Raw genomic sequence first — 22,174 nt, 5'->3', positions numbered from 1 at the left:
CGAATAACGTCCCGCGAGCCTCGGCCACCGCGGGCGAGGCGCCTGCCCACATCACAAGCGTGCTTGTGCCAGTGCAAGCGGAGCGGCCCCGCCCGGAGGCTCCGTCAGAGTCAAACACTCCCCGGACGCAGTGGGGTGTATGAGCACGGAACAGGACCCCGAGCAGCGCACCATCCGCTGTCTCGTCGCCAAGGTCGGACTCGATGGCCACGACCGCGGTGCACACGTCATCGCACGGGCGTTCCGGGACGCCGGCTTCGAGGTCATCTACTCCGGCCTGCATAAGGCCCCCGACGAGATCGTCCAGGCCGCGGTCCAGGAGGACGTGGACGTCCTGGGTATCTCCATCCTCTCGGGCGCACACAACACGCTCGTCCCGAAGATCATGGAGGGGCTGGAGGAGTACGGCGCGCTCGATGACACGCTGGTCATCGTGGGCGGCATCGTCCCGGAGGAGGACCGGCCGGAACTGCGGGAGTCCGGCGTCGCCGAGATATTCGGTCCCGGGGCGTCGATGCAGGAGACCATCGACTTCATCCGCGAGAACGCGCCCCGCCGATAATGGGCGAACTCATCCAGGACCTGCTCGACGGCAAGCATCGGGCCCTCGCGCGGGTCATCACCAAGATCGAGAACCGCTCGCCCGGCTATCGCGACCTCGTCCGGGAGCTCCACGCGCACACCGGCAACGCCGAGGTCATCGGCATCACGGGCTCGCCCGGCGCGGGCAAGTCGACGTTGGTCGATAAGATGGCCGCCGAGTACCGCGACCGCGGGCTCACGGTGGGGGTCATCGCCATCGACCCGTCCTCGCCGTTCACTGGTGGCGCCGTCCTCGGCGACCGCATCCGGATGGCGAGCAACGTGGGCGACATGGACGTCTTCTTCCGGTCGATGTCCGCCCGCGGCCAGCTCGGCGGCGTCTCCACGGCCACCACGGACGCGGTGAAGGCCCTGGACGCGTTCGGCAAGGACCGTGTCATCGTCGAGACGGTCGGCGCCGGCCAGAACGAGATCGACATCGTCCGGACGGCCGACACCGTGGCCGTGCTGGTCCCGCCCTCTTCGGGCGACGACGTGCAGATGCTGAAGGCCGGCATCCTCGAGATCGGCGACGTGTTCGTCGTCAACAAGGCCGACCTGGACGGCGCCGACCGCACCGTCTCCGAGCTGAAGGAGATGATAATGATGCGCGACGCCTCGCCCGCCGCCGGGACCGGTGGCTACAGCGGCGCCGGGACCGACGCCACTGGCCACCACGGCCCGGACGCCGGCGGGATGGACGACGATGACGACACGCCGGACCCGACCAGTGAGATCACCGGTCCGGGCAGCGCCGGGACGCCGGGGCGTTCGGCGCGCCACGGCGGCACCGTCGAGGTCGAGGGGGGTGAGGCCTGGGTGCCACCCGTCGTCCAGACCGTGGCCAAGAGCGGCGAGGGGCTCGACGAGTTCCTCGAGACGCTGGGCGAGCACCGCTCCTATCTCGAGCGGACCGGCGAACTGCAGGCGAAGGCCCGCGCCCGCTACGCCGCCGAGATCCGCCGCCTCCTCCGGGAGGACACCCGTGAACTGCTGGAGCGCGAGCTCGAGGCCCGGGGCGGTATCGACTCGTTCGTCGACGACGTCGTCGCCCGCGAGACCGACCCCTACACCGTCGCCGACGAAGTGGTCGGCCCGCTCCGGGACCACCCGGAGCAGGAGTAGACACGGGGACGGTCGCGCCCGACCGGCGGCGACCCCTCATCCGAGCGTCGCCGGTCCCCGTCGGTACGATTTAACCGCCCGGCGGCCCTTCGCTCGTGTATGAAGCTCCGGAACGTACTCGCAGGTGCTGCCGGTGCGGTCGGCGCAGTCGCAGCCGGGAACAGCCGCCTCCGTGGGGACGCCGACGGGATGGAGACGCCACTCGGGCGGCCGGTGTCGACCTACCGGTGGCGCGGCTTCGATGTCGCCTACACGGAGGCCGGCGACCCGACCGACCCGACGCTGGTCCTGCTGCACGGTGTCAACGCCGCGGGATCCAGCCACGAGTTCCGCTACGTCCTTGACGACCTCGCGGCGGACCATCACGTCATCGCGCCCGACCTGCCCGGGTTCGGCCACTCCGACCGGCCGCCGCTGCTCTACTCGGGCACCCTCTACGTCACCTTCGTCGCCGACCTCCTCCGGGATGTCGCACAGGGGACGCTCGGAACAGAGGGCGACGCCGAGGTGGCCGACGACGCCGAGCCGCCGGCCGTCGTCGCCTCGTCGCTCACCGCCGCCTACACCGCGTCGGCGGTGGCGGAGAAGGGGGCGCCGGCCGGGCAGCTGTTCTTCATCTGCCCGACGGCGACCGCGTTCCCCGGGCGCTCGCCGGCCATCCGGTCGCTCATCCGCGCCCCGCTGGTCGGGGAGGCGCTCCACAACGTCATCAGCTCGGAGGCGTCCATCCGGTACTTCCTCGGCGACCACGGGTTCTCCTCCCCGGCGGCCGTCCCCGAGGAGTGGGTTGCCTACGACTACGCCACGACCCACGTGCCCGGCGCGCGCTACGCGCCGGCGTCGTTCCTGAGCGGGTTCCTCAACCTGGACGTCGACCTCGCGGCGCTCCTCTCGGAGCTCGCCGCCGACCGCCCGGTGACGGTCTGCTGGGGCGGCGTCGCCGAGGTGACACCACTCGAACAGGGGCGCGAGCTGGCGTCGGACGCCGACGTGAAGCTCGTCGTCCTGGAGGACGCGGACCTGCTCCCCCACGGCGAGTTCCCGACGGAGTTCCTGGAGGTGCTTCGCGGGGAGCTCGCCGACCGAACCACGGCCCGCCCCGACGCGACCGCGTAACCGTCTTCGAGCGGTCGCATCGAGCCGCTACCGCTCGGCGGAACCGTTCCCCGTGTCGGGGTCGGCCCCGATGATATCGGCCGCGTTCCGGTCGAGGAGTGTCGCACCGACGTCGTCGGTCGACCGGGCTGCGGGCCAGAGCCCCTCGTCGGTCTCGACCTCCATCCGGACGCCCCCTTCGGCGCTGAGCCCGACCGTCACCCGCCAGTCGTGTGCGGCCGCGATGCGCTCGATGCCCTCCAGCCCGTCGCCCGTGTCCGCCGGGCGGTCCGGACCGTCGCCCGGGACGCCGGGGCCGTCGTCGGCGAGGAAGAACCCGGGCCGGTCGTCCAGGGGGCCGACGCGTACCCGGAGGTCGCCCGGACCCGTCATCAGGCAGAACCGGAGCCCCTCGGCGAGCAGCCGCTTCAGCAGCGACTGGTCGGCCGGGACGCGGACGCCGGCCGTCGTCTCCAGGGTCGCGTCGGTGCCCGCCCCGGCGACCTCGCCCCACGCGTGCTCGGCGACTGAGCGCACGTCGACCGGGACGACGCCGGCGGCCCGCTCGGAGTCGTTGGACAGCCGGAGCAGGTCGTCGACCAGCCGGTCCGTCCGCGAGAGCGCCTCGACGGCGTCCGCGGCATGCCGTGCCGCGGCGTCGGCGTCGCCGTCGGCGGCGGTCTCGCTGGCGAGTTGGGCGGCCCCCCGCGCGGCCGACAGTGGCTCGCGGACGTCGTGGTCGACCATGGCGGCGAACCCGTCCAGCCGGTCGCGCTCGGCGGCGAGCGCCCGCTCGCGCCCCCTGGTCGTCAGCCCGTCGCCGACCCACGCCGCGAGCGAGCGCACCAGCGCCCGCTCCCAGTCCGCGAACGGTCCGCGCTCCTCGTGACCGGTGAAACAGCAGGTCCCGTAGACGTCGTCGTCCACGCGCACGGGCACCCCGATGTAGCTCGAGAGTCCGTCCTCGACGTGTGCCGCACGACCCGCGACCTCCGGTGGGGCGGCCTCGATACGGCCGAACGCGAACAGCTCCCCCCGGCGCACGGACAGCCCACAGAACGTCCCCGACAGGGGGCGGTGCGTGCCCACCGTCGCGTCGCCGTCGAAGTCGGCCGCCGTCGCGAGCGCAAGTAGCGTGTGCTCGCCGTCGGCGACCCGTGCGAGACGCCCGGACTCCGTCTCCAGCGCTTCACGGACGAGTTCGAGACCCGCCCGCGTCCGCTCGACGAACGGTCGGTCCCGGTCCCGGACGATGCCGGCGAACGCCTCGAAGGCCCGCGCCCGTCGGTCCATACCGCTACGCTAACCGGCATCGGCAAAAAGTCGGCGCCCGACGGTTACACGCCGACCGGGCAGCCACGGATCTCCCCGCCGCGCATCCCGTCGGCCAACCAGTGGATGGAGAGGAGCACGGCGACCAGCCCCAGCAGGGCGAACTTGAGGCCGTCCAGCGGCAGGACGGTCAGCGTCCCGAGCCCGAACAGCGCGAACACGCCCGCCAGCACCGCCGACCCGCAGGCGGCGCAGCCGGCGCCGAGCGTCCCGAGGACGACGCCGACGAGCCCGCTCCCGGTCCCGCCGAGAGGTCGTGCTCGCGGACGTGATAGACCGCCATGGCGACGTCCACGCCGGTCAGGGCCGCCACGACCAGCAGCAGGACGCCCTGGACGACGCCGAACCCCGGCCCGAGGAACGGGTAGAGCCCGACGAGGATGGTCAGCCGGCTGCCGAGCGCGAGGTCCGAGACGAGCGCGAACTCCACGAGCGGGAGGTTGAGCGAGAGGACGAACAGCGACAGCGCGGCCACCGACGCGACCAGCGCGAGCGCGGCGTAGCCCGGACCGCCGAGGACGAGTCGCGCGGTCCGGGCCATCAGCCGCCAGTCCGCGCGGCCGGTCGGGAGCCCGGGCAGCGAGCGCCCCAGCGCCCCGCTCATAGCTCCAGCGCCGACGCGAAGACGTCGTAGCTCTGTGCGCCCGTGATGGTGGTCCGGAACTCGCCCTCGCGGAACAGGAAGAAGGTCGGCGTCGCGACGGCGTCGGCCCGTTCGGCGGCGTCCGTGTCGACCGACACCTGGTCGTCGTGGCGCTTCTCGCGGGCCGCCTCGACGACGGCCGCGGCGTCGCGGTCCGTCTCGCTCGCGAGGTACGCCTCCGTCCGTTCGTGGACGTTGTCGACGGAGAACGCCTCGCGCTCGGCGTAGTAGTGGTCCTTCAGCCCCCAGAAGGCGGGGGCATCACGGCCGGCTCCGGCCTCCCGCACCGCAGCGTCGGTGGATTCGAGCGCCTGCGTCGCCGGCCGCCCCCAGGGGTAGGTGATGGGCAGGCCCCGGTAGACGAAGGTCAGTTCACCGGCCGCGACGTGGTCCGACTGCAGCTTCTGCAGGGGCCCCTGCTCGGACCGCTGGCAGCTGATGCAGGAGGGGTCCTCGAACCCGACGACGAGCGCCGGCGCCTCGCCGGGCTCGGGGCTGATCACCGGCTGTCCGTCGAGCCCGGCCAGCGCCGGATGGCCGGGGAGCGCCCACGGCTCGCCATCCCCGCCGCTCACACCGCCCCCGGCGTCGCCCGTGCAGCCCGCGAGCACGGCCGCCCCCCGCCGCGCCCAGGGCTCCGAGGAACCGTCGTCGCTGCATGGTCAAACACAGCACGGTATCCCGTATAGCGGTTCCGTGGTGGTGTGGGCGTCACGGACGGGCGGCGGCGGTCGCGGGGGGCTCGCCGGCCCTCCGCGGCCGCGACGAGCATACGGCCGTCAGACGGCGGCGACGGGGTTTATACAGGCCGGTTACGGAGGCCGTCCCATGCCGCTGTTCGAGCGACCGAAGCCACAGATGGGAACACAGGGTGATGTCGTGCCCCGGCGCATCGGCGCGTTCGTCGTCAACCTCATCATCGTCGCCGTGTTCGGGGGTCTGGTGACGGGGGCCCTCTCGTTGTCACCGGAGGCCGGAAGCGGTGTGATCGGCCTCCTGCTACTGCTGTACTTCATCGTCTTCGAGGGGACGTACGGCAAGACGCCGGGGAAACACCTCCTCGGACTCGTCGTCGTCACCCGGCGCGGGGAGCCCTGCGAGTACCGTGAGGCTGCCATCCGCTCGGTCCTGCGCATCATCGACGGTCTTCCCGGGGCGCTCTACGTTGTGGGGCTCATTGCCATCTACCTGACCGACGACCGGCAGCGGCTCGGCGACCTGGCGGCCGATACGGTCGTGGTGCGTGCGGCCGAGCGCGGGGAGCGGTTGTAACCGGGCGGCCGGTTCTCCGAGAGCGTCCAGCCGTCCTCTCAGGAGGGCCCTTCCTCGACGCCACGATGCGGGGTGCCGGAGCCGGGTAGTGCCGCGGTGCCGATGCCGCTCGGCGTCACCGGGCCGTAGGTGGTGGGCGACGGACCGGGCGAGCACACCGCGACACGGGTGTCGGAGTGGAGCGTCGCCGGGTCGGCTATCGGGATGCCCGGCGGCGTCGGGAGCGAGAACGGCCGCTCCGTCGCCGACGTGCCCGTCCAGCGGGCGGGGAGCAGGGGACCGAGGGGGCCGACAGGGCGGTCGTCATCGACCGGGGACCGTCTGACCGACACCGATTAGTCCGTCTCCCTGCACCGACCGGTATGCGACGCCGTATCACGAACCGACGGCGCGGACGGAGGGGGGACTGATGGCGACCAACGCGAGCGGGGCCGGCAGCGGGACCGCGACGGAGGGGGAGCCGTCAGCGCCGACCGATCCGGACGCCGAGACGTTCATCGACACGGCGGCGACGTGGGCGGCCGGCCTCCGGTACGGTCGGATTCCGGCGGCGGTCCGGCGGGCGGCAGCCGCGCAGTTCGCCAGCACCCTCGGGGCCGCGGTCTGGACGCTCGACCACCCCATCGGCGACCGGGTGCTCGACACCGTCCGCGACGAGTTCCCCGCCGGCGAGGGGCCGGCGGCGACGCTCCCCGGCGCGGGGCCGATGCCGGTCCGGGGGGCCTGCTACGGCGGGGCCGCGCTGGCGATGGCGATGGACTTCGACGACACCGTCCTCGGCGGACACACCGGTCACAGCGCCGCGCTCGTGCCATACCTCTACGCCGAGGCGCGTGGCGCCGCGCTCGATCACCCGGGCCGACGGGCGCTGACGGCCCACGTCGCGGCCAACGAGATCGCCGCGCGGGTCGCGAGCGCGGCCGCCGTCGGGCCGTTCCGGGGCCAGCAGACCGCCTACGTCCACAGCGTCGGAGCCGCCGTCGCCCGCGGCGTGGTCGAGCGCGACGACGCCGACACCCTGGCCGACGCCATCGCCATCGCGCTCGGCCAGCCACCGTGGCCGCTCGTCCCCGATTTCCTCGGCTCCGACGCGAAGGTGCTGTCGGCCGCCGAACCGACCTGCTCCGGGCTCTCGGCGGTCGCAGCCGCGCGGAACGGCCTGAGAGGCAACCCGGACGCGGTCGAGGCCGAGGACGGCTTCCTCGACGAGTTCGCCGACCTCCCGCTCCCGGAGTTCCTCGGCGGGCTGGGCGACCGGTGGCACACCCGCGCGGTGACGGTCAAGCCGTACCCCGGCTGTGCCTACGTGACGGCGCCCGTCCACGCGGCGCTCGCGGTCCGGAAGCGGGTCCGCGACGCGGTCGCGGGGACCGGCGACGGCCGAGCGTCCATCACCGGGGTTCGGGTCGACGGCTCGCTGTTCAGCCACGAGGTCGACTCCCTGGCGGGTCGGTACACGGACCGGACGGAGAGCCCGCTCGCCTCGCTGAACTTCTCTATCCCGTACAACGTGGCCGTGGCGCTCCGGGACGGCGAGCACACGCCCCGCCAGCTGCACCCCGACCGCGTGGGCGACGAGGCGGTCTGGGAACTGGCCGACCGCGTGACCGTCGCCCACGACCCGACGTTCACGCTGCGCGCGCTGGAGTCGGAGGTGCCGCTCGGGGCGATGCTCCGGCGCGTCGGCTGGAGGGTGGTGCCGTACTCCGCGAGGAGCGTCGGGGCCGTGACGGCACTGCGGAACCTGCCCACGCTGCTGCGGTTCGTCCAGAAGCGGCCGCTCCCGGACGACCTCTCGGGCGCCGACAAGGCGATGGGGGCCCGCGTGACGGTGCGGCTGGCCGACGGCCGCGAGTTCGCCGAGACCGTCGAGCACCCGCCCGGGTTCGCGGGCCGCGCGCTCGACGAGACCCGCGCCATCGCCCGCCGGAAGCTCTCGGACGCGCTGGCGGCCCGCGGCGCCGCGAGCGACGACGCCCGGCGAACCGCCCGCGAACTTCGCGACGTCCACGAGACGGACGCCACGCTCGCCGCCATCGACGCGGTGCTTTCCCCATGACCGGGCGCGACGCCACTGCCCGGGCCACGGGGGAGGCGTTCGTCCCCGACGACGTCGGCCTGGTCGTCAACCCGGTCTCGGGCGACGGCGGCGGGCGGTCGCTCGCGCGGACGTTCACGGACCGCTACGGCGGGCCGGTGACCCGGGCGGTCACGCGCGGCCCGGACGACGTGGGGCGTGCGACCCGCGAACTGGCGGGCGAGGTCGACCTGCTCGTCAGCGTCGGCGGCGACGGGACCCTCCGCGAGGTCGCGAGCGCGCTCTACCGCTGGCGCGGGGAGGGGGGTCGCGAGCCGCCGGCGCTGTTCGTCGTCCCGGCGGGACGCGGGAACAGCGTCCACCGATACCTCTACGGCGAGACGGACTGGCGGGCGCTGGCCGAACGGCTCGGCGACGGCATCGTCGCGCGGCCGCTGGAGCTGACGCGGGTGGGGACCGAGCCGCCGGCGGAGGCGCGCTACTCCGTGTTGGGCGTGACGGTCGGCCTGTTCCGGCACGCGCTGGACGGGGCCGAGCGGTTCCGGGCGCTACCGGGACCGCTGGCATACCTGCTCGGTACGGCGACCGCGACGCTGTTCGCCGACCCCGTCGCCGTCCGGGTCGGGCGCGCCGACGAGCGGCTGTTCGCCGGCGAGGCCCGACTGGTCGCCGCCGGCGGCGGCCGATATCGTGGCGGCACGGCACAGCTGCTCCCCGACTCGCGACCCGGCGATGGCCGGCTCCACGCGCTCGTCATCGAACCGGTCGGCGGCCGCGAGGCGTTAGACATCGCTCGTGCCGCCCGCTCCGGCGACCACGTTGGCCACCGGGCGGTCCACTACTTCACCGGCGACGCGTTCGACGTCCGCGCCGGCGCGGGGACCGGCGCCCCCGACGGGACCCTCCCGGCCGAGATGGACGGGACGCCGCTCCCGGATCTGACCGACCTCCACTGCGAGGTCGTCCCCGAGGCGCTCCCCGTCGCGTACCCGGCCGACGTGGTACGGAGTGGGCAGTGAGGGCCCTGCCGGTGTGGTCGGGGTTGGACTCCCGCACTCCCTCGCGTCGCCGAGACCGGAAGCGGTTTGCCCGCGCCGGACCCAGTACGCCCGATAGCGGACGATGAGCACCGACAGCGAGACGCCGCCCGAGGAGACCGAGGCCTTCCAGCGCGTCGTCGAGGAGCTGGCCGAGCGGGTGCTGGCCGGCGACCTCGAACGCGACGACGTCGAGAGCGCCAAGCTCGACGCCTGCTCGCGCCACGGCGCGCCGAAGGTGCCCCGGAACAGCGACATCATGGACGCCATCCCGGAGCGCCGCGACGAACTGGAGGGGGTGCTCCGGCGGAAGCCGGTCCGGACGGCCTCGGGGGTCTCCCCGGTCGCCGTGATGACCGCACCGCACAACTGCCCCCACGGGAAATGCCTCTACTGCCCGGGCGGGCCCGACAGCGAGTTCTCCAGCGCGCAGTCCTACACCGGCGACGAGCCCGCGGCCGCACGCGGCCAGCAGAACGACCACGACCCGTACGGGCAGGTGACGCTCCGGCTGAACCAGCTCCGGAAGATCGGCCACCCCGTCGACAAGGTCGAACTCATCGTCATGGGCGGGACGATGACTGCCCGGTCGCATGACTACCAGGAGTGGTTCGTCAAGCGCGCCATAGAGGCGATGAACGAGTTCGACCCCGGCGCCGAGGCGACGCCCTCCGAGACGGAGAGCTTCGCGCCCGACGAGCCGCCGCCGTTCCGGTATCTGGAGGACGTCATCGCGGGGAACGAGACGAACGACGTGCGCTGTATCGGCGTCACCTTCGAGACGAAACCCGACTGGTGCGACCCCGAGCAGGTCGACCGGATGCTGTCGCTGGGCGGGACCAAGGTCGAGGTCGGGGTCCAGACCACCTTCGAGCGCGTCAACCGGGAGATGCACCGCGGCCACGGCGTGCAGGCCTCGATCGACGCCAACCGCCGGCTGCGCGACGCCGCGTTCAAAGTGGGCTTCCACACGATGCCCGGCCAGCCCGGCATGAGCGAGCGGATGGTGGTCGAGGACTTCCGGCAGCTGTTCGACGACCCGGCGTGGCGCCCGGACTACCTGAAGATCTACCCCACACTGGTCGTCGACGACACCGTCACCTACGACATGTACCGGCGCGGGGAGTTCGAGCCGCTCTCCAGCGAGCGGGCCGCGGAGGTCGTCGCCGAGGTGATGCGGGCCCTCCCGCGCTACGTCCGCCTCCAGCGCGTCCAGCGCGACATCCCGGCCGACCACATCGAGGCCGGCGTGCAGAAGTCGAACCTCCGCCAGCTGGCCTGGCAGGTCATGGACGAGCGCGGCTGGGACTGTTCATGCATCCGCTGTCGCGAGGTCGGGATGAACGACGCCGAACCCGACACCGTCGAGCTCGATACCATCGAGTACGAGGCCGCCGGCGGCACCGAGCAGTTCATCAGCTACGAGGACTTCGAGCAGGACCTGCTGGTCGGGTTCTGCCGACTCCGGTTCCCGAGCCAGCCAACGCGCCGGGAACTACAGGACGCCGCCCTGGTCCGGGAGCTCCACGTCTACGGCAACGAGGTGGGCGTCGGGGGGGCCGAGGGCGAGGACGGCTCCCACCAGCACCAGGGCTACGGGCGGACGCTGCTGCGGGAGGCCGAGCGCCGCGCCCGCGAGGCCGGCTACCGGAAGCTCTCGGTCATCTCCGGCATCGGCGTCCGGGAGTACTACCGCGAGAAACTGGGCTACTTCCAGGACGGCCCGTACGTCTCGACGTATCTGGAGTGAGCGGCTCCTCACGAGCCAGGCCGACTCCTCGCGTATTCCCCCTGGGCGTGCAAATACGTACGTTACCCGCGGCTTTCGGTAGCAGTACCGGATACAATCCGCGAATCTACATGATTGATTCGAAACGCTCGGACTCCACGCTGTGTCTCCGCGGCGAGGACGGGCGCCACGGGGTCGGGGGTGGGCGTCACGCCGTCGAGGAGCGCGCCCGCGGGCCGTGGCTCCCGGCCGAGCACCTCGGCGACCCGGGACCGTGTCAGCACGTTCCCGCCGGCGTCGACCGGCCGGAGCCGGCGGCGGAGCCACCGCTCGTCATGCTCGCCGAGCCGGTAGTCGTCGGGGGTCGTCAGGTGGGTCTCGTGCCACGCCCGGCGCCGGCGAGGGGTAGCTGAAGACGAGCACCCCACCGTCGGCGACGAGGGCGAACGGGTCGCCAAGCGGTCGCGCGGCGTCGTGGCCGCGACGGCACATCGCGTCCCGGCACGGCCCCCCGGTCGCTCATCGGCGTATCTCGAACCCCGTGGCGCCCTCGGGCGGTTCGTACTCGACCTGTACGTCCTCGACCCGTGCCCGGGACGGCCCCTCGTGGCAGTAGTCGAGCATCCCCTCGACCGCGTCCGGGGGCCCCTCGAAGACGGCCTCGACGCGGCCGTCGGGACGGTTCCGGACCCAGCCGTCGACGCCGCGGTCGCGGGCCGTCCGCCGGGTCGTCGCCCGGTAGGTGACCCCCTGGACGCGGCCGCTGACGAGGACGTGCGCGCGGACGCGCTCGCCGTCGTCGGTGGTCATACACGGTAGTTCCGCAGCGCCACACTAAACCCTGTCCTCCACCCCACGGGGCGCAGCGGGCGGGCGACACCGCCTGCGGCGCCCTCCCGACGCGGTCGGGCCGCCCGGTTTTTATCCGGTGCGCGCGGACGCCGGGGCATGGTGCTCGAGGGAACCGTCCTCGCCGGTCGCGAGTTCGAACCGGTCGAGGGGCGTGTGGTGGTCGAGAACGGCGTCATCCAGCGGGTCGAGCGGGACACGGTGAGCAGCAATGACATCGTCCTGCCGGCCTTCGTCAACGCCCACACCCACATCGGGGACTCCATCGCGAAGGAGGCCGGCGCCGGGCTCTCGCTGGACGAACTGGTGGCGCCACCCGACGGGCTGAAACACCGGCTCCTTCGCGATGCCGACCGGGAGGAACTGGTCGAGGCGATGGTCCGTTCGCTGCGGTTCATGCGCGCCGGGGGGACCGGCGCGTTCGTGGGGTTCCGCGAGGGCGGCGTCGAGGGGGTCGAGGCCATCCGCGACGCGCTGGCGGGCATCGACATCGAATCGGTCGTCCTCGGCCGGGAGACGGTCGACGCGATGGCGGCCGCCGACGGGTTCGGGGCCTCGGGGGCCCGTGACGGCCACTTCGACCGCGAGCGCAACGCGACCAGGGAAGCGGGGAAGCTGTTCGGCATCCACGCCGGCGAGCGCGACCCCGCCGACATCAACGCGGCCCTGGATCTGGACCCGGACTTCCTCGTCCACATGGTCCACGCCGAGGAGCTCCACCTCGACCGGGTGGAGGAGCGGGGGACGCCCATCGCGATCTGCCCGCGGTCGAACCTCGTCACTGGCGTCGGCGCGCCGCCCATCGGCGACCTCCTCGAGCGGACGTCCGTCGCCCTCGGGACGGACAACGTGATGCTGAACGCGCCGTCGATGTTCCGCGAGATGGAGTTCGCCGCGAAGCTCTCGGACGGCCGCGTCACCGCGCCGGACGTCCTCCGGATGGCCACCGTCGCCGGTGCCGACCTCGCGGGTCTGGACTGCGGGTGCATCGAGCCCGACCGCATCGCGCGACTGCTCGTCCTCGACGGTGACTCGGACAGCCTCGCCGGCTACCGCGACCCCGTCCGGGCCGTCGTCCGGCGGGCCGGCGTTGACGACGTGAAACGGGTCCTCCCGGCCTGAGGGGCGGAACGCCGAACCGGCTCACCGGTGGACCTGCCGGCACGGAGCCACCCGGCGTCGCCGCCCTCGACGCGAGCGCCGCAGTGCTGGTGGTGGTCGCCGGACCGCGGCCGCGAACGGCGCCGGTCGAGTGCGTCGTCACGAACGTCGTCGACGACGTGGTCGAGGCCATCGCGGACGCGGTCCACACCGGGCAGGTGGGCGACGGGACGGTGTTGTGCTGCCGGCCGAAACGGCGTTGGGGATACGGACCGGCAAGCGGGGACCGGACGCCGTCTGACCGTCTCAGGGCTCGACGACCAGCTTCCCGAGGAACGACTCGTCCAGCACCGCCTCCTGGGCCTCGCGGACCGACCTCAGGTCGTACGTCTCCGCGACGTGCGGCTCGAGGGCGCCACGCTCCATCAGACCGGCCAGTCGCCGGAGCACCCGCGCCACGTCGGGTGTGTTGAACACGGAGGTGTGGTGGACGGTGAGCGCCTTGCCGCGGTGGCCCGGCACGTTGGGGAACGTCGCCGCCGGGTCGGTGTTCCCGATGGCGGCGATGCGACCGCCGAAGGCCGCCACCTCGCAGTCCAGCCCCAGATACTCGTCCAGCCGGTGGTCGAGCACCACGTCCGGCGCGCCGGCCGCCGCGATGGTCGCGGTGAGGTCCTCGCCGGCGTAATCGATCACGTCGTCGGCACCCAACTCGCGGAGGGTATCGTGGTACTCCGGGCTCGCGGTGGTCGTGACCTGCGCGCCGGCCGCCCGGGCGATCTGGACCGCGACGTGGCCCACGCCACCGGAGCCGCCGTGAATCAGTGCGCGCTCCCCGGGCTCCATCCCACAGCGGGCCACCAGCGACTGCCAGGCCGTCACGCCGACCAGGGCGACGGCCGCGCCGGCCGCGAATCCCACGCGGTCCGGGAGCCCCGCCACCCGGTCGGTCGGGGCCACGACGTACTCCGCACACGTCCCGGGGTGGTCGTTGCCGAGCGCGGTCGCGAACACGCGGTCGCCCGGGTCGAACGCGGTCACGTCGTCCCCGACCGCCGTCACCACGCCCGCGACGTCGCTCCCCGGAATCCACGGCAGGGCTCCCGGCTCGTACGACCCCTCGAGGAAGTAGGTGTCCACGGGGTTGACCGACGCGGCGTGTACCTTCACCAGGACCTCACCGTCGCCCGGTTCCGGGCGGTCGATGTCCTCCACCAGCAGCTGTTCCGGCCCGCCGTGATCGTGGTACCGAACGGCTCTCATAGACGTCTTCTCGGGCGGGTCGCTCAAAGGAATATGGGGTGTTGGCGACGAGCACAGGCCCCCTGCGTAACCGACTCGGCCAGTGTGTCCCCGCTCCGCCTACGAGCGACGCAACCGACCCCGAGACGTTTGACGCCGGCGATGTGACCCTCCACCGGCGCCACGAGTTCGCCTGGGGGATCGACCCGACGAACACGAGCGGATGCGGGTCCACACCCGGGGGCTCGCCAGCCGGGCGCTGCTGACGGGGATACAGGACGGACGCTCCGATGGCTCCGGAACACGACCCACCTCCCCGGCATCCGGACGTACGCCCTCTGGATGCTCGACGGGCACCGACTTACGGCTTCCCGGTCGGTGGGGTTCAGGAGTGTACGAACGCGGCAGGAAACACGGAATCGATGGAACGGCGTTCGAACACACGGAGTACGCCTCGAATCGGGGTCGAGAGGGTCCAAACAGTTACTGATCCGTCTCGGTGTTCCGGAGGGACCGAGCACGACCCGCTTCGCTGTCGCGGCTGTCGAACTGGCAGCGTGCACTCTCTATCGACGTTCTTCGGTGCAACGAATCCCCCGAGTGCACAGCAGGAGACGAGCCGCTACTGCCCGACGGTATCACAGAATCGGCACGAATCGGCTGCCGACGCCGGCGAGCAGCTCATACGGGAGGCTGCAACGGCTCCCGACGAGATGGGTATCGATACGAACGGCACCGGGCGGTTCGATGCGACGTCACGGGAGGATACCGAGCGAGTTCGTCTCGGAACCAGAAACGGCTCGGTGAACCTGATGGGGCTGCTCACCACCGCCGGGTTCCGGTACAACACCGAGAGACAGCACGGCGGACCAATACGATAGCAGGTCCAACGAACTGGAGGGGGCGTGACTCCGGAAGGGAATCTATCCGATCTCGCGCTACTCATCGGCCGTGGTTTCGGTAAGGCCTCATCGACCGAAACCGCCGCGGTCGCGAGGTCTGCAGAGTGAGCGATGCGGAGACGTATCCCGGTACTCCTGACGCAGCGAACCGCCGGACTGCGGCCGAATGCCCACAGTACGGCTGAACACGGCCGGTGCGATCCAGCGGTACCCGAGCAACGGCTGTCGACGGTCAGATAACTATGGCAGTTCGCCGGAAGCCAACCGCCCGCAGCCCGTTTGACTCCACGTACTCCATCGGTTCGACCCACGCCGAAGCAGTCCAACACAACGACGCCGCCGCCTGGAACTACGATCCACCGACCCCGGTACTGCTTCCCGCTGTAGAGACCACACGTCGATTCCCGTTTAGCAGGCCGCTGGGACGGTCGTTTTCGGGCACGGAGGGCGTTGAAAACGCATCAGATCAATGGTCAAGTCTCACCTGAACACTGCACGGCGAAGCCCCCTTGCGTTTATATCGCATGGTAGCGTATTGCGACTTGATAACTAATGCACGGACGACGGCTCTCGACACTGGAGGAAGTGATCGTGCTGGCAGCCCCCGACAGTGACAGTATGGTCGACAGGGTCACCTCGTGGACGAACACGCACGACATCAGTGTCACTACACTCGATGTTGGAACGTCCGTTACTGACGAACACGTCGACCGCACGAAGACGACGATGGGGGTTACGGTCGGGGGCGACGGCACGTTTCTCGAAGGAGCCCGCGCGTTTGCGCCCCACCAGATTCCCCTGTTAGGGATCAACTCCGGTACGCTGGCGTTTCTCGCCCGCGTAAACCAGACGGACGTCGAGGATGCTCTGTCCGAGGTCTTCCGAGGGCGGGCATCGGTCAACGCCAGACAGCAGTACGAGGTTGTCTCCGACGATATCAATACGACAGGTATCAACGAGGTGTTCCTCCGCAAACATCCGCCAGAGGAGCGGTACGGTACAAAGGTAGGGTCGCTCCACGTGTTCGTCGATGACGAGTACGTCGGGCAGTACTTCGGGAGTGGTCTCATCATTAGCACGCCAACCGGCAGCACCGGGCGAGCGTACTCGAACCACGGGCCGGTGCACTACCCACAGGACAACCGGACCCTGCAAATCGTTCCACACGAGACGATCAGCGCCGCCGTCGACCCTATCGTCGTGAGCTGTGACTCTGATATTCGGGTCGTCCTTGACGACGACTTCGACATCGATATCGACGGGGGACGGCAGTTCCAGCGGCTCGAGGCGGGAACCGTTGTCAAGGTGACCGGGGCAGACCAACCGGCACAGGCTGTCAGGACATCGTACGACGACCCGTTCATCACTGCACTGGTCGACAAACTCGACTGGGGGCTCCGAACGGTCGATGAGGATGGACCCCGGTCCTCGCTGACCGATATAGGCGCCGACAAGCCGACCGATTTCCGGGTCAGAGCGGCACAGGTCGCAAAGGAGGCTGCCGAGTCGGCCGGTGAGCCGCTTCGCGAACTTCACGGCCAAGTCGAGAACATCGAGTACAAGACCGATAAGTCGGATATCGTCACGGAAGCCGATTATCAAGCCAACGACATCATCCGGACGGCGATCAACAGCGAGTTCCCTAACCATATGGTCCAGTCCGAGGAGAACGATGACGTCAAACCGGCCGACGGCTACGTATGGCTGATCGACCCACTCGACGGCACCGGCAACTTCGCTCACGGCAACCCGAACTACTCGGTCTCGATTGCCCTGCTCGAGGACGGCGTCCCGATTGTCGGCGTCGTATACGCGCCGGAGACGGACGAGATGTTCCACGCCGTGGCCGGGGGCGGCGCATACCTGAACGGTAATCAGATCGAGACGACAACCCGGGACAGGCTCGACGAGAGCATGCTCCTATCGGGATACGATCCCGACGGTGGGTTCCTCCAAGCGTTCTATCAGGAGACGCAGGGGGTTCGACGGCTCGGGAGCGCGGCCCTTCATCTCGCGTACGTCGCTGCCGGGAGCGCCGACGCAGTATGGGAGTACGACACTCTGCCGTGGGACGTCGCAGCCGGGCTCTGTCTTCTCCGCGAGGTCGGCGGCCGAGCAACCGACCAGCACGGTACGGAGTACGAGCTTCTGCTCGAGGCCGACGGGACGACGCGAACGCCACTGCTCGCGAGCAACGGCCTGCTCCACGATCAACTGATCGAGGAACTCGAGACGGCCGACATATAGTCGGGTGTCGGTCCGCTCAGACGGCATTTTCATACGATCAGGCGCGGGTCGTTCGATATGCGCCAGAGAGCTACACGAGGCTGGATGGCCAGTGACTGGTACAGCAGTCGTATGCTCCTCACGGAATCCGCGCATCCGACGCCTATCCAGACGCCACCTCCCGTTGATGACATTTCGGCTATATCAGTCTCGAATACCAAGTTCTCCTGTCCGACTCGCCCTCGGCACTGGGGGTACCCGCGGTCACCGGCGGCTACTCGCTGTGAATGCGGAGCACCTCACGGAGCCGGTCACTGTCCGGGCGCCACGGCCCGCTCCCGTGACAGGTTCCCAGCTCGTGCTCACCGTCCTGCCAGCAACGGATGCGCGCGGAGACGGGACCGTCAAAGCGTCCGGGTGTTCGCCTGAACTGTTCGGTCACGGTGAACAGCGGACTCGGGTTCCGGTCGGTGAAGCCGATGACTACCTCTCCCGTGCCCGCGTTCTCCACTGAGAGTGAAGGAGTGCCGTCTGCTCCGCGGCGAGTCGTGGTCCCCGGATCCCAGCTTCGACATCAGCATCGATATCAGTCGGTTCCCGAGTGATACCGACCGCTCAGGCTCTCCCCGAGTGGATACGGCCGGGACAACCAGTTCCCATGGTGAGGCTTGCTCCACCGACAGCACCGGGGCACCGGCGTCGCTTCGTATCGTCAGGTCTCAATGCGTCGCTAACTGTCTGGCCGTGCTCGGGTAGTCTGCCGGGGATACGCTCCGCATTCGATGAACTCGACTTGACGGCGAGTAGTCACGCTTTCCTCCGTCTAACGGATACAGAACGCGAATGCGACGGTGAACCGGACGGGCTCCTCACTGTCGGACTGGATTTTCCGAATCGAGTACACCGACACGTGTGTTCACTGGTCGTCTCGAACAGCTTGAGAACCAGATCTGGAGTCGTCACTCGAACCCGAAGACCGGGTGGCTGGATTACCGGTTACGATCCATCCATCCCCGACCGACAGCCGACCATCGAGGGGATTCCCCCCACCACGCCGGTACAAAATCGGGCTCTACCGAAGAGAGGGCGCGAGTCGTCGACTCCATTCCACGCAGGACGGTGGGAGAACGCACCCCTCCCGCAGCCCGAGCGGCATGGTACCACGAAACATATATGATGTCAGCAGCAGTTACGTATCTCCACGATGTCTGCGGACATCACAGCGGTTGGGGGGACGAACGGAGAATCGGAAGAACTCTCGACTGGCCATCAGGTAGAGCTTCCGTTATCCACACACGCCACGATGACTGGTGCGGTCCTATCGGCATCGCCCGAGGCGGTCCACGAGCTTCTGCCCGGGGGACTACGTCCCATCCGGGCGACTCGAGATCGAGCTGCAGTAACGCTGTTGTGCGTCGACTATGATCGGATCGGGTACGATTCGGGCATCACGCCGTACAACGAGTTCGGCGTCCTGATACCGGCGGTTGACGGCGACACACGGACCCTACCGTACGCGTCGGTGTTTACCCGAGGTGTCTCGGGCTACGTCTGGCACCTGCCCGTGACCTCCGAACCTGCCAAAGCACTCGGGGTCGACATCTGGGGGTACCCGAAGGAGGTCGCTGACATCACTCACGATGACGATGGCTCGACTCGACGCACGTCCGTCCACATCGACGGGCAGCATCTCATCGACGTGACGGTAGAGCGTCCGCCGATGTTCAGCCAGAGCGACACGAGCGTGGGCTATACGACGAAAGATGGGAGTGTTCTCCGCGAGGACTTGGAACTCCACGGCGAGATCGGCCTCTGGCCGTACAGTAGCAACATCTCCTATTCACTGGGCGAGCATCCGCGTGCAGAGCGTCTGAAGGAGTTGGACCTGAGCGACCGTGCCCTGATGCGATTCGCAGCCGACACCGAGTTCATCATCCACGAAGGGCAGCGAGTCGGTCCAGTGTGAGGACACGGGGGTCCAGTAACTCAGTCATCCCCACGATGTCCGGACATCCACGCCCTCGGTCCGCCTGGCCGACCTACCCTCTGTATTCAGCAGCCGCAATCTGACGGCAATCGGTACCGTTTCGACTCGTCTGCTGAACAGGGAGCGCGAATACGGCACTGGCCGAAACGTAATGATTGTTGGTATCATATCTGATGGTATGCGCGAGGTGCTCGTGATTGGCGGTGGAGTAGCCGGACTCCAGGCAGCCGTGTTCACGGCAAAGGCGGGGTTAGACACGCTTGTCCTGAGTGGCGATGAGCCGTTGGTCTGTAGCACCGACAAGATCCAGAATCTGGTTACCAGGGAGCGGATCGCCGGTGACGAGATCATCGATACCGGTAGAGAGCGGGTCCAGTCGTTGGGCGGCGATATCAGGGACACGACGGTAACTGATCTCACCCGAGAGGACACACCGGGACCATTCACTGCCACGACCGCCAACGCTGAGACACATATCGCGGAGAGTGTCATCGTTGCGACGGCCGACGAATTCGATTTTCTGGAGCCGCTGCGTGACGAACTCGAATTTGTGAGTGGTCGGGACGGGGAATTCACGATGGAGCGGCACATCGAGACAGACGAAGCGAATCAGGCAACTGACAACGTGTTCGTTGCTGGACTGGCCAACACGTGGGAGTATCAGACCTCGGTAGCCATCGGCGATGGCGCAAAGGCAGCTGTCAACCTCATCAGTGACCGGCGCGATGAGGCGTACATCGACCACGACTGGTGACTGACACACCATCCCACTGATAGCTCGGATCACTCGACCCGGTGGGTCGCAGTCTGGTTGCAACACCGACAGAGTCCCGACTGTCGGCCGATCGTCTGACTGGTTGATTGCCAAGTTACGAGTTGTCGTCGTGCGTAGCCCGAATAGCGAGCGACCGGTCTCAACCCGACTTCTCACCGGAGCCGCCCCTCGTATGTAGCCGACTGCTGAACGCATCGCCCGGGTGTTGCGATCGGTGAACCGTTTGTCCGTGAGGAGTGTCAGAACGCGCAGGCGTGAACACGGGGCGCGAATACGGCACGGAACTCGCGTGCTACCTCCAGTGGAAGCCGTACCGTTTCCTCTCCGTCCGAGTACGTTTGTCACACTCCTCCGTTGAAGACACTCTCTGTATCAATCACGGCCGAACTGACAGCGACCAGCAACGTCTGTCGCTGTTCGCTGCATACAGGGCGTGAGTCCTGCATAGAAGCTTCGCAGAGACCTGTCGTTCCGGTAGGTTAGTGCAGCAAAAATAGTGATCACACACACTTGCATCGGCTATCGGCGTGTGCGGAATCACCTCAGACCGCCACTCCGCTAACCTGCCTCCCCGGAGGCGTACAGTCATCCCAACCTCTGTAGCTTCTGACCGGCGGGAGAAGTCGAACTCCCACTCAACTCGCCCGTCTTCAGCGATGGTTGTCCCTGTTGATACGGAGAGCGAACCGTCTCTGGTCTCACGATCAACCGATTCACCGGGCGTGATACTGGTCGTTGGCCCCAACACAGACGGTTCATCCACGCGCAGTCCAACCAGTTCGGATCGGTCAAGATCGAGACGTGCGCTTTCACTGCCTGGAGGAACAGGAGTTGCCGTCGGCGCCGGGGCCCCGGTCGGTGTTCCAGTTGCTGTCGGCGTCGGGGGCTCAGGTGCCGTCGGGATTACTGTTGGTGAACCCTCCCGTCGGTATCATTAGATCCGTTGCTGGCGCACCCAGAGAACACAGCTATCACCGAAACAACCAAATTATACGATCATTTAACTCACTATACGAAAAGTGAGTTCTGAGTACGAACCTGATCTCCAATATGATCCTGCACACCGATCGACTCGATACGTACGTTCAGTCGTCGGTCAGTTCGATACTGAGACGGAGGAATACACCGGTTGGACTGCTGGCTACAAGCTCTACATCCAGCACGTCGATACTGCCAGAGACCGCTGATTTCAGTAGAGCCGGTCACACTGGTATAGCCAGTCACGCCAGTTTAGCGGGTGAACTCTCCTCGGGGTCCCGGGTGGTCGCTACCTGTGGTCGTCTTCCCGGGTTGTCTCCCGGTAGTCTCTCAGTTCCTACTCGCACCCTCGTTACCGGCAATCGTTGTGGACAACGCTGGGTTGTGGATGCAACTGTGGGTCGGGGTTTCTCGTCTGCAACGGTAAGGGTTGACCCGGGAGCGGCGTCGGGATTGGTCAGCGGACGATGCTGTCGCTCCCTGGTTCGTGTGATGAAGGAGCCGGTCGCGGGGACCGGCGAGCTGTACCCCCGTTTCGTTACTGCTGACGCGGGGCCCGCGCCTCACGGACATCGGCGCCGTCCCGGAGCTTGTCCTCGCAGTGGGGACAGACGCGAACGGTATCCATGCCCTCGGGGGCGAACACCCGTACGTACGCCTCGCTGACGTACGAATCGCAGTTGTTGCAGTGGGGCACAACTACCATCTACTTATTCTCGGATTTATAACTTTGGTTCGCCGCGTCGCCCCGTCATCAAAACGTATATAACTGCAATTATGCGCCTCGGGCCGCTCCAAACCCACAGGACCGTCGCTTGCGACAGCGCCTCAGCCCCGGAGGAAGTCGAAGGAGACCTCCTCGAGCGAACGCCCGGGGTCGACGGGTTCGCCGTCCTCGTATCTGACGAACGAGAGGTAGAACGGACGGCCACAGCCCTCGCTACGGGTTTCGCTTGCGCCGCAGACGATCTCGACCCCGTCAGCGTCGACGGTCGCCTCGTCGACCAGCGATTCACCGGACGCCGAGACCGCCTCGTAGACGGGGACGTACGTCCAGCCCTCGAGTGGGTCCGGCGTGACCGACTTGTCCGCCATGTAGGCGTCCCGTTCCAGTTCGACCACCGCGTCACAGCGTGGGCAGGTGTAGGTGACCGTAACCATGCGTCCGATACGCGGGCCAGTGGCTAAACCGCCACGGCGGCGGCAGCGTGGCGGGACGTGGACCGACGTCGACCGGCGCGGCCGGGAACGGGGCATCGGA

At 68.7% G+C, this 22,174-nt stretch carries 19 protein-coding genes and 1 pseudogene; 12 read left to right on the top strand and 8 right to left on the bottom strand.

The window, feature by feature from the left end; translation table 11 throughout:
- The first annotated feature begins 139 nt into the window (after nt 1-139).
- The 3 genes from DP107_RS14820 to DP107_RS14810 all read left to right on the top strand — a co-directional run bounded on the left by DP107_RS14820 (nt 140) and on the right by DP107_RS14810 (nt 2,823).
- Nucleotides 140-562: a cobalamin B12-binding domain-containing protein gene (locus tag DP107_RS14820; protein ID WP_144262922.1), complete on the top strand. Its 423-nt coding sequence runs from the start codon at nt 140-142 to the stop codon at nt 560-562.
- Nucleotides 562-1,707, top strand: coding sequence for a methylmalonyl Co-A mutase-associated GTPase MeaB (gene meaB / locus DP107_RS14815; protein ID WP_144262921.1), 1,146 nt, complete (start codon nt 562-564; stop codon nt 1,705-1,707). Before DP107_RS14820 ends, meaB begins: the two co-directional genes overlap by 1 nt.
- 99 nt (nt 1,708-1,806) lie before the next feature.
- Nucleotides 1,807-2,823 (top strand): alpha/beta fold hydrolase, encoded by a 1,017-nt coding sequence (locus DP107_RS14810; RefSeq protein ID WP_144262920.1) that lies wholly within the window; start codon nt 1,807-1,809, stop codon nt 2,821-2,823.
- 27 nt (nt 2,824-2,850) lie between these two features.
- Here DP107_RS14810 and DP107_RS14805 read toward each other — a convergent pair whose 3' ends face one another.
- The 3 genes and pseudogenes from DP107_RS14805 to DP107_RS14795 all read right to left on the bottom strand — a co-directional run bounded on the left by DP107_RS14805 (nt 2,851) and on the right by DP107_RS14795 (nt 5,352).
- The gene (locus DP107_RS14805; RefSeq protein ID WP_144262919.1) at nt 2,851-4,095 is read right to left on the bottom strand and encodes a histidine kinase dimerization/phospho-acceptor domain-containing protein; all 1,245 of its coding nucleotides are present in this window, start codon (nt 4,093-4,095) and stop codon (nt 2,851-2,853) included.
- Nucleotides 4,096-4,139: 44 nt separating this feature from the next.
- Nucleotides 4,140-4,738 (bottom strand): annotated as a pseudogene (locus DP107_RS14800) (hypothetical protein).
- Nucleotides 4,735-5,352, bottom strand: coding sequence for a DsbA family protein (locus DP107_RS14795; protein WP_185977336.1), 618 nt, complete (start codon nt 5,350-5,352; stop codon nt 4,735-4,737). The pseudogene DP107_RS14800 and the gene DP107_RS14795 overlap by 4 nt, the downstream one beginning before the upstream one ends.
- A gap of 253 nt (nt 5,353-5,605) precedes the next feature.
- On the opposite strand from DP107_RS14795, the gene DP107_RS14790 reads away from it, so the two are divergent.
- Nucleotides 5,606-6,049: an RDD family protein gene (locus DP107_RS14790; protein WP_144262917.1), complete on the top strand. Its 444-nt coding sequence runs from the start codon at nt 5,606-5,608 to the stop codon at nt 6,047-6,049.
- Nucleotides 6,050-6,087: 38 nt separating this feature from the next.
- Here DP107_RS14790 and DP107_RS14785 read toward each other — a convergent pair whose 3' ends face one another.
- Complete coding sequence (locus DP107_RS14785; protein WP_144262916.1) at nt 6,088-6,381, bottom strand: hypothetical protein; 294 nt, start codon at nt 6,379-6,381, stop codon at nt 6,088-6,090.
- A gap of 77 nt (nt 6,382-6,458) precedes the next feature.
- Here DP107_RS14785 and DP107_RS14780 point away from each other — a divergent pair, with 77 nt between their 5' ends.
- The 4 genes from DP107_RS14780 to DP107_RS14765 all read left to right on the top strand — a co-directional run bounded on the left by DP107_RS14780 (nt 6,459) and on the right by DP107_RS14765 (nt 11,266).
- The gene (locus tag DP107_RS14780; RefSeq protein WP_144262915.1) at nt 6,459-8,108 is read left to right on the top strand and encodes an MmgE/PrpD family protein; all 1,650 of its coding nucleotides are present in this window, start codon (nt 6,459-6,461) and stop codon (nt 8,106-8,108) included.
- Nucleotides 8,105-9,106: a diacylglycerol/lipid kinase family protein gene (locus DP107_RS14775; RefSeq protein ID WP_144262914.1), complete on the top strand. Its 1,002-nt coding sequence runs from the start codon at nt 8,105-8,107 to the stop codon at nt 9,104-9,106. Before DP107_RS14780 ends, DP107_RS14775 begins: the two co-directional genes overlap by 4 nt.
- A 103-nt stretch (nt 9,107-9,209) precedes the next feature.
- Complete coding sequence (locus DP107_RS14770) at nt 9,210-10,874, top strand: tRNA uridine(34) 5-carboxymethylaminomethyl modification radical SAM/GNAT enzyme Elp3 (RefSeq protein ID WP_144262913.1); 1,665 nt, start codon at nt 9,210-9,212, stop codon at nt 10,872-10,874.
- 110 nt (nt 10,875-10,984) lie between these two features.
- Nucleotides 10,985-11,266, top strand: coding sequence for a hypothetical protein (locus DP107_RS14765; RefSeq protein WP_144262912.1), 282 nt, complete (start codon nt 10,985-10,987; stop codon nt 11,264-11,266).
- Between the two features lie 106 nt (nt 11,267-11,372).
- Here the strand turns inward: DP107_RS14765 and DP107_RS14760 are convergent, their stop codons facing one another.
- A complete protein-coding gene (locus DP107_RS14760) occupies nt 11,373-11,663 on the bottom strand; it encodes an acylphosphatase (RefSeq protein ID WP_144262911.1) in 291 nt (96 codons plus the stop codon).
- Nucleotides 11,664-11,801: 138 nt separating this feature from the next.
- Between DP107_RS14760 and DP107_RS14755 the strand changes: the two genes are divergently transcribed.
- Entirely contained in the window at nt 11,802-12,824 is a 1,023-nt protein-coding gene (locus tag DP107_RS14755; protein ID WP_144262910.1) for an amidohydrolase family protein, read from the top strand.
- Nucleotides 12,825-13,109: 285 nt separating this feature from the next.
- Here DP107_RS14755 and DP107_RS14750 read toward each other — a convergent pair whose 3' ends face one another.
- Nucleotides 13,110-14,066, bottom strand: coding sequence for an NADPH:quinone reductase (locus DP107_RS14750; protein ID WP_144262909.1), 957 nt, complete (start codon nt 14,064-14,066; stop codon nt 13,110-13,112).
- 1,433 nt (nt 14,067-15,499) lie between these two features.
- Between DP107_RS14750 and DP107_RS14740 the strand changes: the two genes are divergently transcribed.
- The 3 genes from DP107_RS14740 to DP107_RS14730 all read left to right on the top strand — a co-directional run bounded on the left by DP107_RS14740 (nt 15,500) and on the right by DP107_RS14730 (nt 19,914).
- Complete coding sequence (locus tag DP107_RS14740) at nt 15,500-17,194, top strand: NAD(+)/NADH kinase (protein ID WP_144262907.1); 1,695 nt, start codon at nt 15,500-15,502, stop codon at nt 17,192-17,194.
- Between the two features lie 1,183 nt (nt 17,195-18,377).
- Nucleotides 18,378-19,139, top strand: a complete 762-nt coding sequence (locus tag DP107_RS14735; RefSeq protein ID WP_144262906.1) for an acetoacetate decarboxylase family protein — start codon at nt 18,378-18,380, stop codon at nt 19,137-19,139.
- A gap of 199 nt (nt 19,140-19,338) precedes the next feature.
- Nucleotides 19,339-19,914, top strand: coding sequence for an FAD-binding protein (locus tag DP107_RS14730; RefSeq protein WP_202877421.1), 576 nt, complete (start codon nt 19,339-19,341; stop codon nt 19,912-19,914).
- A 1,537-nt stretch (nt 19,915-21,451) separates the two neighbouring features.
- On the opposite strand, the gene DP107_RS20190 is transcribed toward DP107_RS14730, so the two are convergent.
- Together DP107_RS20190 and DP107_RS14725 are read right to left on the bottom strand one after the other, a co-directional pair.
- On the bottom strand, nt 21,452-21,610 hold the full coding sequence (locus DP107_RS20190; RefSeq protein ID WP_185977335.1) for a DUF7563 family protein: 159 nt from the start codon (nt 21,608-21,610) through the stop codon (nt 21,452-21,454).
- A gap of 131 nt (nt 21,611-21,741) precedes the next feature.
- Nucleotides 21,742-22,074 carry a hypothetical protein gene (locus DP107_RS14725; RefSeq protein WP_144262905.1) on the bottom strand — a complete coding sequence of 111 codons (333 nt, stop codon included), beginning with the start codon at nt 22,072-22,074 and terminating at the stop codon, nt 21,742-21,744.
- Nucleotides 22,075-22,174 lie beyond the last annotated feature (100 nt).

The sequence above is a fragment of the Haloglomus irregulare genome (genome assembly GCF_007421925.1).
In the GTDB taxonomy this organism is placed as follows: Archaea; Halobacteriota; Halobacteria; order Halobacteriales; family Haloarculaceae; genus Haloglomus; species Haloglomus irregulare.
Note: the sequence above shows the minus strand (reverse complement) of the source record. Positions and strands in the feature narration are given on the sequence as shown.

Bases quoted from the DNA above. Each gene is read 5' to 3' on its own strand.
- DP107_RS14820 (WP_144262922.1), top strand. From the start codon at position 140: ATGAGCACGGAACAGGACCCCGAGCAGCGCACCATCCGCTGTCTCGTC.
- meaB (WP_144262921.1), top strand. From the start codon at position 562: ATGGGCGAACTCATCCAGGACCTGCTCGACGGCAAGCATCGGGCCCTC.
- DP107_RS14810 (WP_144262920.1), top strand. From the start codon at position 1,807: ATGAAGCTCCGGAACGTACTCGCAGGTGCTGCCGGTGCGGTCGGCGCA.
- DP107_RS14805 (WP_144262919.1), bottom strand. From the start codon at position 4,095: ATGGACCGACGGGCGCGGGCCTTCGAGGCGTTCGCCGGCATCGTCCGG.
- DP107_RS14790 (WP_144262917.1), top strand. From the start codon at position 5,606: ATGCCGCTGTTCGAGCGACCGAAGCCACAGATGGGAACACAGGGTGAT.
- DP107_RS14780 (WP_144262915.1), top strand. From the start codon at position 6,459: ATGGCGACCAACGCGAGCGGGGCCGGCAGCGGGACCGCGACGGAGGGG.
- DP107_RS14775 (WP_144262914.1), top strand. From the start codon at position 8,105: ATGACCGGGCGCGACGCCACTGCCCGGGCCACGGGGGAGGCGTTCGTC.
- DP107_RS14770 (WP_144262913.1), top strand. From the start codon at position 9,210: ATGAGCACCGACAGCGAGACGCCGCCCGAGGAGACCGAGGCCTTCCAG.
- DP107_RS14765 (WP_144262912.1), top strand. From the start codon at position 10,985: ATGATTGATTCGAAACGCTCGGACTCCACGCTGTGTCTCCGCGGCGAG.
- DP107_RS14760 (WP_144262911.1), bottom strand. From the start codon at position 11,663: ATGACCACCGACGACGGCGAGCGCGTCCGCGCGCACGTCCTCGTCAGC.
- DP107_RS14755 (WP_144262910.1), top strand. From the start codon at position 11,802: ATGGTGCTCGAGGGAACCGTCCTCGCCGGTCGCGAGTTCGAACCGGTC.
- DP107_RS14750 (WP_144262909.1), bottom strand. From the start codon at position 14,066: ATGAGAGCCGTTCGGTACCACGATCACGGCGGGCCGGAACAGCTGCTG.
- DP107_RS14740 (WP_144262907.1), top strand. From the start codon at position 15,500: ATGCACGGACGACGGCTCTCGACACTGGAGGAAGTGATCGTGCTGGCA.
- DP107_RS14735 (WP_144262906.1), top strand. From the start codon at position 18,378: ATGTCTGCGGACATCACAGCGGTTGGGGGGACGAACGGAGAATCGGAA.
- DP107_RS14730 (WP_202877421.1), top strand. From the start codon at position 19,339: ATGCGCGAGGTGCTCGTGATTGGCGGTGGAGTAGCCGGACTCCAGGCA.
- DP107_RS14725 (WP_144262905.1), bottom strand. From the start codon at position 22,074: ATGGTTACGGTCACCTACACCTGCCCACGCTGTGACGCGGTGGTCGAA.